At 51.8% G+C, this 14,718-nt stretch carries 15 protein-coding genes and 1 tRNA gene; 15 read left to right on the top strand and 1 reads right to left on the bottom strand.

Annotated features, from left to right (window positions below; all coding sequences use genetic code 11):
* Window positions 1-103 precede the first annotated feature (103 nt).
* The 15 genes from A0U42_RS03935 to hydE all read left to right on the top strand — a co-directional run bounded on the left by A0U42_RS03935 (window position 104) and on the right by hydE (window position 14,518).
* Window positions 104-1,321, top strand: a complete 1,218-nt coding sequence (locus A0U42_RS03935; protein WP_044505422.1) for an ATP phosphoribosyltransferase regulatory subunit — start codon at window positions 104-106, stop codon at window positions 1,319-1,321.
* A 1-nt stretch (window position 1,322) separates the two neighbouring features.
* Window positions 1,323-1,958 carry an ATP phosphoribosyltransferase gene (gene hisG, locus A0U42_RS03930; protein ID WP_044505423.1) on the top strand — a complete coding sequence of 212 codons (636 nt, stop codon included), beginning with the start codon at window positions 1,323-1,325 and terminating at the stop codon, window positions 1,956-1,958.
* Between the two features lie 15 nt (window positions 1,959-1,973).
* Window positions 1,974-3,266, top strand: coding sequence for a histidinol dehydrogenase (gene hisD, locus A0U42_RS03925; protein WP_065359950.1), 1,293 nt, complete (start codon window positions 1,974-1,976; stop codon window positions 3,264-3,266).
* Window positions 3,256-4,332, top strand: coding sequence for a histidinol-phosphate transaminase (gene hisC / locus A0U42_RS03920; RefSeq protein ID WP_065359949.1), 1,077 nt, complete (start codon window positions 3,256-3,258; stop codon window positions 4,330-4,332). Before hisD ends, hisC begins: the two co-directional genes overlap by 11 nt.
* The gene (gene hisB, locus A0U42_RS03915) at window positions 4,325-4,912 is read left to right on the top strand and encodes an imidazoleglycerol-phosphate dehydratase HisB (RefSeq protein WP_044505426.1); all 588 of its coding nucleotides are present in this window, start codon (window positions 4,325-4,327) and stop codon (window positions 4,910-4,912) included. The genes hisC and hisB overlap by 8 nt, the downstream gene beginning before the upstream one ends.
* A complete protein-coding gene (gene hisH, locus A0U42_RS03910) occupies window positions 4,909-5,526 on the top strand; it encodes an imidazole glycerol phosphate synthase subunit HisH (RefSeq protein ID WP_065359948.1) in 618 nt (205 codons plus the stop codon). Before hisB ends, hisH begins: the two co-directional genes overlap by 4 nt.
* A 4-nt stretch (window positions 5,527-5,530) precedes the next feature.
* Entirely contained in the window at window positions 5,531-6,247 is a 717-nt protein-coding gene (hisA, locus tag A0U42_RS03905; protein WP_044505428.1) for a 1-(5-phosphoribosyl)-5-[(5-phosphoribosylamino)methylideneamino]imidazole-4-carboxamide isomerase, read from the top strand.
* A 1-nt stretch (window position 6,248) separates the two neighbouring features.
* Window positions 6,249-7,013 carry an imidazole glycerol phosphate synthase subunit HisF gene (gene hisF, locus A0U42_RS03900; protein WP_065359947.1) on the top strand — a complete coding sequence of 255 codons (765 nt, stop codon included), beginning with the start codon at window positions 6,249-6,251 and terminating at the stop codon, window positions 7,011-7,013.
* Window positions 7,014-7,727 (top strand): bifunctional phosphoribosyl-AMP cyclohydrolase/phosphoribosyl-ATP diphosphatase HisIE, encoded by a 714-nt coding sequence (gene hisIE, locus A0U42_RS03895; protein WP_065359946.1) that lies wholly within the window; start codon window positions 7,014-7,016, stop codon window positions 7,725-7,727.
* 14 nt (window positions 7,728-7,741) lie between these two features.
* Window positions 7,742-8,860 (top strand): HAD family hydrolase, encoded by a 1,119-nt coding sequence (locus A0U42_RS03890; protein ID WP_083122261.1) that lies wholly within the window; start codon window positions 7,742-7,744, stop codon window positions 8,858-8,860.
* A 9-nt stretch (window positions 8,861-8,869) separates the two neighbouring features.
* Entirely contained in the window at window positions 8,870-9,958 is a 1,089-nt protein-coding gene (locus tag A0U42_RS03885; protein WP_065359945.1) for a dipeptide epimerase, read from the top strand.
* Window positions 9,959-10,112: 154 nt separating this feature from the next.
* A complete protein-coding gene (gene trmB / locus A0U42_RS03880; protein ID WP_065359944.1) occupies window positions 10,113-10,817 on the top strand; it encodes a tRNA (guanosine(46)-N7)-methyltransferase TrmB in 705 nt (234 codons plus the stop codon).
* Window positions 10,771-12,045, top strand: coding sequence for an FtsW/RodA/SpoVE family cell cycle protein (locus A0U42_RS03875; protein ID WP_065359943.1), 1,275 nt, complete (start codon window positions 10,771-10,773; stop codon window positions 12,043-12,045). Before trmB ends, A0U42_RS03875 begins: the two co-directional genes overlap by 47 nt.
* Window positions 12,046-12,108: 63 nt before the next feature.
* Entirely contained in the window at window positions 12,109-13,377 is a 1,269-nt protein-coding gene (uraA, locus tag A0U42_RS03870; protein ID WP_044505433.1) for a uracil permease, read from the top strand.
* A 61-nt stretch (window positions 13,378-13,438) separates the two neighbouring features.
* Complete coding sequence (gene hydE / locus A0U42_RS03865) at window positions 13,439-14,518, top strand: [FeFe] hydrogenase H-cluster radical SAM maturase HydE (RefSeq protein WP_044505434.1); 1,080 nt, start codon at window positions 13,439-13,441, stop codon at window positions 14,516-14,518.
* An 86-nt stretch (window positions 14,519-14,604) separates the two neighbouring features.
* On the opposite strand, the gene A0U42_RS03860 is transcribed toward hydE, so the two are convergent.
* A tRNA-Ser gene (locus A0U42_RS03860) sits at window positions 14,605-14,693 on the bottom strand.
* Window positions 14,694-14,718 lie beyond the last annotated feature (25 nt).

The following is a 14,718-nucleotide window of genomic DNA, read 5'->3' as shown; positions in this document are numbered from 1 at the left end:
AGAAAAAGGTATTTTTATTTTTGGAACTTTGTGGTACAATAATCAACAGTTAATATTTTAATACTTTACCAAGATAAAGTGATAAAGAAAGGGTGGTCATAGGATGAACAACAATACCTTGGATGGAGTGAAGATGCTCCACCATGATGAAATGCGCAATTATGACCGAATCCAGGGAAAAATCATTTCCGTCATCATGAACCACGGCTGTAAGATTATTGAGACGCCCAGTTTTGAAGATTACGATGTGTACCGGCACTTCTTTCCTCATCTTCGCCAGCAAATGGTTAAGACCATCGATACCGACGGTCGGGTCCTCGTCCTGCGCCCCGATGTGACGCTGCCCGTCGTTGAAACGGCGGCCCGAGAATTTCCTCGTGCCAACCAGCTCATTAAATTCGGTTATGTCAGCACGGTCTTTCGTGAATACTACGGCCGGTCGACATATGGCAAGGATTTTTTACAAGGCGGCATTGAAATTTTGGGCGACTCCAGCCCGGAATGTGATGGCGAAGTCATCGTTACGGCAGCAGAGATATTAAAGGCTGTCGGCGTCGAAAACATTCGCATCGATATCGGCACGGCTGCCTATACGAAGGCCCTGTTCGAAGGTCTTCCCATTTCGGCAGAACAGAAGGAAACCCTGAAACGATACATGGCAGAACGAAACCTCGTTGCCTGTAAGTCCTATATTGAGTCCCTCTCCCTTTCGGCGGAAGCCCGGGAAGCCCTCATTTCCCTGCCGGTTCTGTTCGGTTCCTATGCCCAGACTCTCAGCAAGGCTCGAGACTATTCGATTAACAGCGGCATGCTGAATGCCTTGTCTCGATTGGAAGCCGTTTATGATTACATCCTCTATGCCGGTTATGCCGATAAAGTCCAACTCGATTTCGGCTTTGCCAGTCCTTTGGGATATTATACGGATACCGTCTTTAAGGTGTATGTTGACGGAGCCTTGTACGATATCATCGACGGCGGCCGCTATGACCGCCTGTCGTCTCGTTTTGGCGTCGATCGTCCGGCCTGCGGCTTCGGCATGAATATCAACCTCTTGTATGAATACATGAACGATGCCGGTATTCTTGAAGATACGGAGCCGTCTTTTCAGTTAGCCGTTTCCTATACGACGAGTGATCAGCCGTTGATTCGGGACCTTATGAATTGGCGCAGTAAAGGGTTCCGCGTTGCGGCCTATCCTGATTCGTCATTTATCGATAGTTCTGATTACAGCATTCATGCCATATACCGCAACGGCTCGTATTATAAAGACGGTCAGTGCCTGACGGCAGAAGACCTGGAAACATTGATGGGGAGGTTGTAAGATGGCCATTCACATTGCCCTGGCTAAGGGCCGCATTCATAAAGCCGTCATGAAATATCTGGCCGACAGCGGCTATGAATTTCCGACGTATTCCGAAGAAAGTCGCCGGCTGATTTTTGAAGATGCCAAAGGACAGCTCAAGGTGACTTTAGTCAAATCGCCCGATGTGGCGGTCTATGTCGAACGAGGGGCGGCCGATGTCGGCATCGTCGGCAAAGACGTTCTCCTTGAAGAAGCTCCGGGAGCGGATGTCTATGAAGTTATGGACCTCGGCATCGGCTGCTGCCGCATGGCTGTCGCCGGCATTGCCGGGAAAAAAGTTGACATGACCAGGCGAATTACGATCGGTACTAAGTACCCGCGGATTGCGCGCAGTTATTTTGAAGCCAATCATCACAGTGTAGATATTATCAAACTCAATGGCTCTGTCGAATTGGCACCCATCGTCGGTTTGTCCGACGTCATCGTCGATATTGTTGAAACGGGCAACACGCTGAAAGCGAATGGACTGGAAGTCTTGAATTATTTCATGGATTTCAGTGCCCGCATGATCTGCAATCCCGTTTCGTTTAAAATGAAGTACCGCGATATTCAGCTGCTCATGGACGTCATCCGTCAGCACAGCATAAAGGCATAAGTAGGGGGAATCAGGATGGAATGGATAGATGTACCCGCCAAGGGGTTGACCTTGCGCGATATTCGCCGTATTACTCGGCGCGATCAGGCCGAAAGTGAAGATATCCGCAAGGCCGTAGAAGAAATTTTAGCCAATGTCGAACAGGACGGAGACGCAGCTGTTCGTATGTATACAAAAAAATTTGACGGTGTCGCCATCGAGGATTTCCTGGTCACGCCGGAAGAAATAGACCGGGCCGTTGCTGCCGTCGGTCCCGATTTTATGAGTATCCTTGAAGAAGGGGCGGCTAACATCCGAGCCTATCATGAACGGCAGGTGGAAAAGACCTGGTTCGATACCTTCCGTCCCGGCGTCCGCCTGGGTGCGAAATTCACACCTATTCAGCGCGTCGGCGTCTATGTGCCCGGCGGGACAGCTGCTTATCCGTCGACGGTTCTCATGGATACGATTCCGGCTCACGTCGCCGGTGTCCCGTCCATTGCCGTCTTTACCCCGCCGGCTAAAGACGGATCGGTCAATCCGTATATTTTGGCAGCGGCTCACGTCGCCGGTGCTACGGAAATTTACAAGGTCGGCGGGGCTCAGGGGATTGCCGCTGCTGCGTACGGTACGGAAAGCATTGCACCGGTCTTTAAAATCGTCGGCCCGGGCAATGCCTATGTAGCCATGGCGAAACGGTTGGTCTTCGGTACGGTCGGTATCGACATGATTGCCGGACCCAGTGAAGTCGGCGTCTTGGCAGACCACGAAGCCAATCCCGTATGGATTGCGGCCGACCTATTGGCCCAAGCTGAACACGATCGGCGGGCTGCCGTATTCCTGGTCACGCCGAGTGCAGCCCTTGCCAGTGAAGTAGAACGCGAAATCAAACGTCAGTTGGAAGACCTGCCGCGTAAGGCTATTGCTTCGGAAGCGATTGAAAAATACGCCAAGTTCTTTATCGTTAAGGATAAAGATCAGGCCGTCGACATCATGAATCTCATTGCTCCGGAACATTTGGAAATCGCCTTCCCTGATGCCGAAGACTATGCGAAAAGAATCGTCAACGCCGGGGCCATCTTTATCGGGCCCTATACGACAGAACCTTTAGGCGATTACTTTGCAGGGCCTAATCACACCTTGCCGACTATGGGAACGGCTGCTTTTTCATCTCCCCTCGGCGTCTATGATTTTGTCAAGCGCAGCAGTCTCTTGTCCTATAATAAGGAAGCCTTTGAAGCCGTAGCCGATAAGGTCATCCGCTTTGCCAATGTCGAAGGATTACAGGCTCACGGCCTGGCTGTAAGGAGGAGAATCGATGAACAATAAATGGCTTCGTCAGACCATACAATCTTTTAAGCCCTATGCGGCACCGAAAATAAACGAATCAATCGTCATTGACGCCAATGAAAGTCCTTATAATATCTTCGATTTTCCCCAGGTCGCAGAAGCCTTCCTGGCCCGTATGAAACAGACGCCATCCTACCATTACCCGGATCCCTTTGCCGGGGAACTGCGAGAAGCTTTGGCTCAATACGTCGGCTGTGGTCCGGAAGAAGTCCTGGTCGGAAATGGCGGGGATGAAATCATCAGCCTGGTCATGAACACCTTCTTAAATCCCGGAGATGTCCTGCTTACGCACACGCCGACCTTCGATATATACGGTCTCGATGCCGAAGTTCTCGGAGCTAAGGTAGTCACTGTTCCCGACCTCGACGGCTATCGTAGAGATTGTGACGGATTCCTTGAAAAGGTAAAGGAACTACAGCCCAAAGTGACCGTTCTCTGCAATCCCAATAACCCGACGGGTGAGATGCTGCCAATGGCGTATGTAGAAGCCGTGTTACAGGCTTCGGAAAACCCCGTCGTCATCGATGAAGCCTACTTGGAATTTGCCGATGTGCCCAGCATCATTACCAAGCTTTCCCAATACGACAACCTCATCGTTATCCGGACCTTGTCCAAAGCTTTCGGGTTGGCCGGCTGCCGTGTCGGTTACGGCGTGGCTCAAAAATCCGTCATCGAGGCCTTGGGGCTGACGAAACTTGTCTATAACCTGAATATCCTCTCTCAGAATGCGGCTTTGGCGGCTTTAGAATACGCCGATGACATTTTGGCTCATAATATCCCGCCGACGCTGGCGGCCCGCGACGTTTTCTACAAAGCCTTGGAGGACGTGCCTGAAATTACGGCCTATCCCAGTGCGACCAACTTCGTCCTCATTCGCGTTCCCGACGGACCGGCCATGGACAAGGCCCTGCGCGATGCCGACATTTCCGTCCGCTCGTATAAGGCGGACAATCTCAAAAACTGCCTGCGGATTACGATTACGACAGAAGACGTCGTCCAAAAAGTCGTCGCTGTCCTTACGAAAGAGGTGAAAAAACATGCGTAGCGCTCAAATCGAACGGGAGACGGCAGAAACGCAGATTGCCGTATCCCTCAATATCGATGGTTCCGGGACCTTTGGCGGTTCGACGGGCATCGGATTTTTTGACCACATGATGAATCTCTTGGCCTGCCACAGCGGCATGGATATTACCCTTCACGTTCATGGGGACCTGGATGTCGATACCCACCATGTCTTGGAAGATTTGGCCATCGTCTTTGGTGACGCCTTGACCAAGGCCCTCGGTGATAAGAAGGGCATTCACCGCTACGGTATGTTCTACTGCCCCATGGATGAGGCTCTGACGAGGGTCGTCATCGATCTCAGCGGCCGACCGTACCTCGTTTACGATGTGAACCTTAAGGTCGAACGAATCGGTGCCTTTGAAACGGAAATGCTCCGGGAATTTCTTTACGCCCTTTCCGTTCACGGACGCATGAACCTTCACGTGACTAACTTATACGGCGTAAATGCCCATCACATCGTCGAATCGATCTTTAAAGCCTTAGGCCATGCCTTAAAGGAAGCGGTCCGTATGGACGGTGATGAAACGAGTGTCTTATCGACAAAAGGGGTGTTGGAATGAAGATTGCTGTCATTGACTATGAAGTCGGAAACCTGGCCAATGTCTATCATGCTTGGAAGCGCCTCGGCATCGAAGCGGCCATTACCCGCGATGCCTCCGTCATTCGTGACGCTGATTTAATCGAACTCCCCGGTGTCGGCGCTGTTCGGGATGCCATAGGGAACTTAGAAAAATTTGACCTCATTCCTCTCTTACAGGAACAAGTAAAAGCCGGAAAATTCTTCATGGGTGTCTGCTTGGGGATGCAGCTTTTATTTGAACAGAGTTTTGAAGGCGGAACGTATAAGGGCTTAGGTTTTCTGCCCGGCGATATCGTACCCTTTCACACGAAATTGAAAGTACCGCACATGGGCTGGAATGCCTTGGAATTTCGTCAGGACCACTGGCTCAAAACGAATCTTCCCAAAGAGCCTTACGTGTATTTTGTTCATTCGTATCATAAAGCACCGGCTGCGACGCCTGACGTCATTGCCACGGCCGACTACGGAGAACCGGTACCGGCTATCTGCGGCCTCAATAACGTCCTTGGCTTCCAATTCCATCCGGAAAAGAGCGGCCGCGTAGGACAGCAGCTCCTGAAAAATGTCGTCGATTATGTGAAACAGGAAGGATGAGACCATGATTGTATTTCCCGCCATTGATATCCAAAACGGCCGTGCCGTCCGCTTGCGCCAAGGCGTAAAAGATGACAGTACGACCTATTTTGACAATCCTGTCGAAGCGGCTGTTAAATGGGCTGACGAAGGGGCTCTCTTTCTCCACGTCGTCGACCTTGACGGCGCTTTTTCCGGGAGTCTCGCTAATGCTTCTATTATCAGCGACATTTGTGAAGCCGTCGATATCCCTGTCGAAGTCGGCGGCGGTATCCGCAGTGAAGAAGCGATTGAAACCTATTTAGAGGCCGGCGTCAATCGGGTCATCATCGGCTCTAAGGCCGTCGAAGACCCGGATTTTATGGCTGCCATGGCTAAAAAATACGGCTCCATGCTGGCCGTATCCATCGATGCCAAGGAAGACGTCGTGGCCACCCGCGGTTGGGTCGACGGCAGCGATAAACGCGTTTTGCCTTTTGCCCAATCGATGCTGGACCTGGGCATCAATACCTTGATTTATACCGATATCAGTCGTGATGGGATGCTGACCGGACCGAATTTTACCGTCCTTGGTCAGCTCCAGCAGCTGCCTTATATTCGCCTTATCGCTTCCGGCGGCATGAGCAGCATCGACGATTTAAAAAAACTGAAGGCCATGGGCATCTACGGTGCCATTACCGGGAAAGCCTTGTACGAGGGGAAAATTACCATGGCGGAAATCCGAAGTTTAGGGGGAATGTAAGATGTTGGCGAAACGAATCGTGCCCTGCCTTGACGTCCGGAACGGCCGCGTCGTGAAGGGCAAACAATTTAAGCACCTGCAGGATGTTGACGATCCGGTCAGCTTAGGGAAATTCTATTCAGACCAGCTGGCAGACGAACTCGTCTTTTACGATATTACGGCGACCCATGAAAAACGCCATATCTTCCTGGACGTCGTTCGCGCCGTGGCCGAAACGATAACCATCCCCTTTACGATCGGCGGCGGTATTTCCAGTATCGACGACTTTCACCAAGTCTTGCGGGCCGGTGCCGATAAGGTATCGGTCAACTCGGCGGCTGTTCGGCGGCCGGAACTGATTCGCGAGGCTGCCCAGCGTTTTGGCAGCCAGTGTGTCGTCTTGTCTATCGATGCCAAGCGCGACAACCATGGCAGCTGGCAGGTATACGTCGAAGGGGGACGTAAGAATACCGGCATCGACGCCATGGCTTGGGCCAAACAGGGCGTTGCTTTAGGGGCCGGTGAAATCTGCATGAATTCCATGGATGCTGACGGAGAAAAGGCCGGTTTCGATTTGGAATTGAACCGCCGTTTGGCTTCTGAACTTCCCGTGCCAATCATTGCCTCCGGCGGGGCCGGCACGATGCAGGATTTTAAAGACGTCTTCGATACCGGTGTCGATGCAGCCTTGGCAGCTTCGGTGTTTCACTTTGGACAAATCGATATTCCCGATTTGAAACTTTATTTACAGGAACAGGGGATTCCCATGAGAGGGGCAGAAGTATAAATGGATAGTGTATCGATGAAAGATATAAAATTTGACGGCGCCGGATTGGTTCCGGCCGTCGTTCAAGAAGGATGCAGCGGAAAAATCCTGATGGTGGCTTATATGAATGAAGAAGCGCTCCGGCGTACCGTTGAAAGCGGCGACGCCTGGTATTACAGCCGCAGCCGAAATGAATTGTGGCATAAGGGGGAAACGTCGGGCCATTTTCAGCATGTCCGCTCCATCGCCGTCGACTGCGATGCCGATACGATTTTGCTGACTGTCGACCAAGTCGGCGCAGCCTGCCATACGGGCCATAAATCGTGCTTCTTCCGGTCCATGACGGAATGGGAAAAAAGCTACACCGGAAGCCTGTCCATCTTGTCTGATCTCAGCCGGGAAATCAGCGATAAGCGAGTTCATCCGACGGAAAAATCCTATACGTCCTACTTGCTGCAGACGGGCATCGATAAAATCTGCAAGAAAATCGGTGAAGAATCGGCAGAAGTCATCATCGCAGCTAAGAATGCCGACCCTGTTGTCGATGATCGGTCAGAGGCGGCCGAAAACCTGCGGCTTGAAGTCTGCAAGGAGTCAGCGGACTTATTGTATCATCTGGCCGTCTTGTGGGAAGATACGGGCGTTACTGTCAATGACGTCATGAAGGTATTGGAAGAACGGTCCCACGTCAAGGGCAATAAGAAGACTGTCGGCCATTTAGATAAGACATTTTAAGAAAAGGGAGTCTCATGAAGAAGGTAATTTTTGACGTCGACGGCGTCTTACTCAGCGAAAAACGGTATTTTGACGTATCGGCCCTGGTCCTTTGGGAGTGGTATTACAGTGAAAAGTACCTCTGTTTAGGCCACAAGAAGGTTACATCTGAACTCAGTGATGAAGCCATTGACAGTCTGCGCCGGCGGTTTTGGAAAGACGATGCCATCTTGCTGTGGCTCAAAAAACACGGCGTCAACAGCAACTGGGATATGGTCCATGCCCATCTCGTCGTCACACTGTGGCTCCTTTTAGAGCCGTATGCCGCACATCACGGCGCCTTGAATATGGCCTTTGAGACACCGGCGGATATTCAATCCCTGGGCAGACGTCTCCGAGGCTGTGCGGTTCCTTCGGCTGAAGCCGTTTATCAGCGGCTGGTTGAAACGGTGCCCGATGAGGCCGGAAAGGACGATGTATTCGTTTATTTGAGTGATGCCGTCGCAGCAGCCTTGGGAGAGGGGACGCGTCGGTGGACACCCCTTCATTCGCTGTTATGGAATCTGGCCTTTGAAACCTTCCAGGATTGGTACTTTGGCGATGAACTCTATGAAAAGACCTATGGGAAAAAGGCCTATGCACCGGGAAAATCGGGATTCTTGACCCGAGAAGAACCGCTGGGCACGGTCCAAGGCATCCGCCATATGTTCCAAGAACTCAAGCGTCGGGGCTACGCCATTGCCATCGCCACCGGACGGTCGCGGGCTGAAATGGAAATTCCCTTCCGCACCTACGGCTGGCTGAAAGAATTCGACGAGCATTACGTGGCGACCTACAGTGACGTCGAAGAAGCCGAGGGCATGCTGAACTTATCGCTTGATAAACCGAATCCTTTCGTCTATTGCCTGGGGGCCTTTGGCAAAGATAAGGCTCGTTACGGCGACTATGTACGCCGTATGAATGATTTCAAGCAGGGGACGTACTATGTCGTCGGAGATTCCCTGGCCGACGTTTGGTGTGCCAAAGCCTTAGGGGCCGTCATGATCGGGACCTTGACCGGCATCGATGGAGATGACGCCAGGGAGATGTTTGATCGAGAAGGTGTTCCGCATATCGTGCCGACCGTCGAAGCTATTTTAGATTTTTTAGTATAGGACTTATTTATGAAAATTACTGCAATCGAAATCGGGAAAATTGCCATTCCTTTAAAAACACCGTTTATTACGGCTCTGCGCCGCGTCGATGTCGCTGAAGACTTAGTCGTAAAAGTTCACACCGATGACGGCCATGTCGGTTACGGCAATGCGCCGGCAACGGTCGTCATCACCGGCGACAGTCATCAGTCGGTGGCAGGGGCCGTCCAAGAGGTTATCGGGCCGAAGTTGATCGGCATGGATATCGATGACCGTGACCTCATTTTAGAAACGATTCAAAGGGCGATGGTCCACAATACATCAGCCAAGGCAGCCCTTGACATTGCTGTCCACGATCTCTTTGGACAGCGCTACGGCATGCCCCTCTATCGCTTCTTTGGCGGCCGCCGCCAACGTATTGCATCGGACCTTACGATCAGTGTCAATCCGCCTGACGTCATGGCTTCCGATGCGGTAAAAGCCGTTCAGGCCGGGTACCGTCATTTAAAGCTGAAAGTTGGGATTGACAGTACTGTCGACTTTGAGCGCGTCGCTGCCATTCGCCAGGCTGTCGGAAAAGACATCGCCATCCGCCTCGATGCCAACCAGGGATGGAAACCCAAGGAAGCCATTCGCCTTATTCGGGCCATGGAAGACGCGAATCTTGCCATTGAACTCATTGAACAGCCTGTAAAGGCCGTCGATTTTGAAGGCCTCAAACAGGTGACGGATCACGTCGATACTCCCATCATGGCCGATGAGTCGGCTTTCAGTCCGACTGATGTCTTTCGCTTGCTGTCTATGAGGGCCTGCGACCTCATCAATATCAAACTCATGAAGGCCGGTGGTCTCGGTCCGGCTTCAAAAATTGCGGCCATGGCAGAAGCGGCCGGAGTCGAGTGCATGATGGGCTGCATGTTGGAATGCAAAATCGGTATCACTGCAGCGGCGGCCTTATCGGCAGGGACAGCCGTTATTGCCAAGAATGATTTGGACGCCGCCGACCTCATGGCAGCAGACCCCATTCACGGCGGTATTACCTATGATAAAGACCATCTCGTCCTCTCGGAACTTCCGGGCCTCGGGATTCAAGGCATTGAAGGCTGGACCCCTTTTTAACGAAAAGGGTCCGGCTTTTTCTGTTGACACGATGGCTGACATTTTTTATAATAAAAAAAGTATCATACAGTTTGTTAAGGAACCCTTCCGGCTTGTGCAGCAGGTCTGAAGGGTTCTTGTACGATGAATCCATTTATGAAATCGAGGAGGATACATGCGTTTACGAAGAAAACCGTGGATTGACGAGGCCATTAAGGAGTACAGTGAGTTTCTCCATCTCGACGATTGTCAAATGTATAAGGGGAAGTGGCATACGCTCTTTGCCTCCCCGGAAGCGCCGCTGTGGGTAGAACTCGGTACCGGCAAGGGAAACTTTATTTCCCAATTAGCTCAGCTTCACCGCGATGTCAACTTTATCGGCATCGAAATTCAGGCCGGAGTCCTTTATTATGCCGGCAAAAAGTGTGCCGACGCCGAAGTCGATAATGTACAGCTCCTGCGCTTTGATGTTGCCCGCCTGGAAGATATCTTTGAGCCCGGTGAAGTCGACCGCTTCTTTATCAATTTCTGCGATCCCTGGCCCAAGAAGCGTCATGCCAAACGGCGCCTGACGTACCGCAGCTTTCTCGACCGCTATGCCCGCCTTTTAAAAGAAGGCGGTAAGATCTACTTTAAGTCTGACAACGCAGGCCTCTTCGATTTTACCCTCGATGAATTTAAAGCCTGCGGATGGCCGCTGTCGGAAGTGACCTATGATTTGCATAACAGCTCGGTATTGAACGAAGCCATGACCGAATACGAGGCTAAATTCAGTGCCAAGGGACAGCCTATTTTTCATTGTGTTGCCACACGCCCACAGGAAGTGATCGCTCATGTTGTCGAAAAAGATGAATGCCGAAACGAAGGCCCGGAGGAGTAACCTCCTATGGATGCTGGCATCCATAGCCCTTTTGGTGGTCATCGGTCTGGAAAATATCCTCAGCTCGACCTTTGTCCTTGACGAAGGGGCATCCTTGTCCGGGTATTTGGTCAAGCAGCTGTTCTTTTTAGGCGCCGGCATTGCAGCTGCCTGGTTCATTTGGCGATGGGGATATCAATTCATTCGCCGCTGGTGCAGCAAGATTGTCCTGATCAATGTCGTCTGCCTCATTGCCGTCAAATTCGTCGGCATTACGGTAAACGGCGCCCGGCGCTGGCTGGGATTCGGTGTTTTTTCCTTCCAGCCGTCGGAATTTGCTAAGTTAGCAGCCATCATTACCATGGCCGCCGCCATCGCCTTTTATTTAGAGCGGCACGGGAATAAGGAATTGATGTCCCTCCACCTTCGGAACATCTTTCCCATCGATAAATGGGAAAGAAAAATCCCGTTCGGGAAGCGGCTCTTTTCTTTGTTTCTCCATCGCTATGGCTTTTTTGCCTTCATTCCGACCCTCTTTTTTTCTTTCCTGGTCTTACTGCAACCCGATGCCGGGACGGCCATCGTCATTTTTTTCCCGGTGCTTATGATGTTTTTTTGCTGTGAACTCACCGTGATTCACACTAAATTTTCGTGGAAACAGCGTGTTGCCTTTGCCATCGCTATCGTCGCCGTTTTGGCCTTGGTCGTCTATTTGTTTGCCCACTCTTATCAGATGATGCGTATCATTACCTGGTGGGACCCTTGGCCTTATAGTCAGAGCAGCGGTTATCAGACGGTTCAAAGTTATATTGCCGTCGGTTCTGGCGGTGTCTTTGGACAAGGCATGGGGACCGGGATCAGTAAGTTCAATTACCTGCCGGAAGCCCATACGGACTTTGCCTTTGCCGTTATCGCTCAGGAATGGGGCCTCATCGGGGCTGTCATCGTCTTGTTTTTGTTTTGCAGCCTGCTGTCGGTCGGCGTCAAAACGGCTGTCCGCTGCCGCGACCGTTTCGGAACCTTCCTGGCCTTGGGTATTACCTTTTCCCTCTGCGGACAGGGCCTCATCAACATGGCCATGGTCACGGGCATCGTTCCTGTCGTCGGCGTTCCCTTACCGTTTATCAGTTACGGCGGATCTTCGCTTATCTTAAATATCATTTCGGTCACCTTTTTACTGCGTATCAGTTATGATAATTTCTGTGAAGCCGAAGCGGGGCAGGCCGACGTTGAAACGGAGCCATTCTAAGGGGCGGCTCCTTGTAAAATCTGATTTTTATAAGAAATCTGTCTTTATTTGGGAGGAGATTGCATGCAACAACATAGGGTTATACACGTAGAAGAACGGCTGCCCTTACTGCCGACCATTCCTTTGAGTTTACAGCATTTATTTGCCATGTTCGGCTCTACCGTACTGGTACCGTTCCTGCTTCATGTCGATCCGGCGACGGCTTTATTTATGAACGGCGTCGGCACCTTGCTGTACTTGACGATTTGTAAGTGGCGGCTGCCGGCCTATCTCGGCTCGAGCTTTGCCTTTATTTCACCGGTTTTGGCCGTTACGGCTACGCCGGGCATGACCTATGGTGATGCCCAAGGGGGGTTCATCGTCTTCGGCCTGTCCTTTATCATCTTGGCGGCTGTCGTCGACAAGGTGGGGACGAAGTGGATCGATATCTTGTTCCCGCCGGCTGCCATGGGATCGATCGTAGCCATCATCGGTTTGGAATTGGCGCCCTTAGCCATGAACATGTCGGGCTATATGGGGGAAGTCCAGGGCATGTCCAATGAAACGGCTATGATCATTTCGACCTTTACCCTCATCGTCACCATTTTGACGACCGTCCTCGGCCGCGGCTTCATCGGCATCATCCCTATCCTCATCGGGGTCATTGCCGGTTATATCCTGTCCTTCTTCATGGGTGTCGTCGACTTGGCCCACGTTCAGGAAGTACCTTGGTTTGCCTTGCCGACGTTCTATAAGCCGGAATTTAATATCAGTGCCATTATGATGATCATGCCGGCCTTGTTCGTCGTCCTGGCTGAACATTTGGGCCATCTCTTTGTTACCAGTGATATCGTCGGCCGCGACCTCATTACCGATCCCGGCCTTCACCGCTCACTCTTTGCGGACGGCGTATCGAATGTCCTCTCGGGTCTCGTCGGTTCGACACCGAATACGACGTACGGTGAAAATATGGGCGTCATGGCGATTACCGGCGTATACAGTACCTGGGTCATCGGCGGCGCGGCTATCTTTGCCATCCTCTTTTCTTTCATCGGAAAGATTGCGGCTCTCATCCATGCCATTCCGACTCCGGTCATGGGCGGGGTCTGCATCCTCTTATTCGGCTTCATCGCCGCCTCGGGGCTGCGCATGCTGGTTGAAAAGAAGGTCGACTATACGCGCTCGAAGAATCTTATTTTAACGGCGGTTACCATGATTTCCGGTCTCAGCGGCGCAACGATTGTCTTGGGGCCGGTCCAGCTTAAAGGCATGGGCCTGGCAACGGTCGTGGCTATGATCATGAGCTGTGTATTCTTATTCTTTGAAAAAATCCACTGGGCCAATGAAGGATAAAAGGCTTTCTTCCGTTGGTCCGTAAGGGCTGCCTTTGGCGGCGCTGAAAGGAGATATTATGATGAAGATTAAACCACCGAAAACCCGCGATGATTTAATCGCCCTGCTGAGTCTGACTGAACCTGACGAATTGCAGGCCTTGTATGATGCGGCTTATGCCGTCAAGGCTGCCAATGTCGGCCGCGTCGTCTACTATCGGGGACTCATCGAGTTTTCCAACTACTGCATTAAAGATTGTAAGTACTGCGGCATCCGCAAGAGCAATGACGAAGTCGAACGCTTCGACACTCCGCGGGAAGATATTTTGGCCATGGCCCGCTGGGCTTATGAAAATAAGTACGGCTCGCTGACTATCCAGTCCGGCGAACGGCAGGACGAGGCTTTTATCGATTACGTCGAAGGCTTGATTCGCGATATCAAAAAGCTGAGCGACGGCAAGTTGGGACTGACCCTCTGCGTCGGTGAACAGACGGAAGATACCTATCGGCGCTGGTTTGAAGCCGGCGCTCACCGCTACTTGCTGCGCATCGAGACCAGTAATCCCGCTCTCTATGCGACCCTTCATCCCGATGACGGCCATCATAAATGGCAGGTTCGCAAAGCTTGCCTTGAAAGTCTGCGACGCATCGGCTATCAGGTCGGGACGGGGGATATGATCGGTCTTCCCGGTCAAACGATCGGTGACTTGGCAGACGACATTCTGCTCTATCGCGATATGGATATCGATATGATCGGCATGGGGCCTTACGTCGTTCACCATAATACGCCTATCGGGAAAGCCGTCTTGGCCAGCGGCATGGACAGCAAGGAAGAACAGAAACGGCGGCTGGAAATGGGACTCAAGATGATTGCCGTGACCCGGCTCTTTTTGCCCGATGTCAACATTGCGGCGACGACGGCTCTGCAGGCTCTCCATCCCTTGGGACGCGAACTGGGCTTAAAGGCCGGAGCCAACGTGCTCATGCCGATTGTCACCGTTCCCAAGTTCCGTCCGCAGTACCTCTTGTACGATAACAAACCCTGTGTCGATGAAGTGCCGGAGCAGTGCAAGAACTGCATCAGCGCCCGCGTCGCCTCTGTCGGCGATACCATCGGGTTCGGTCAGTGGGGCGACTCGCCGCACTTTTTCCATCGCAAGTAAGGCAGGAAGCCCCTCGCCGAGGATGCAGATATAGTATATAGGTATATAAAAAAAGCAGGTCCCTTTGGGAACCTGCTTTTTGTGATTGGCGGAAAGGGTGGGATTCGAACCCACGGTGCGTTGCCGCATCACTAGTTTTCAAGACTAGCTCCTTAAACCACTCGGACACCTTTCCATAACGAAAATATTATATCAAAGTT

Origin of the sequence: Megasphaera sp. DISK 18, from assembly GCF_001682955.1 — a bacterium.
Taxonomy (GTDB): domain Bacteria; phylum Bacillota; class Negativicutes; order Veillonellales; family Megasphaeraceae; genus Megasphaera; species Megasphaera massiliensis.
The sequence above is the reverse complement of the archived record's forward strand: the minus strand, read 5'-3'. Positions and strand labels throughout refer to the sequence as shown.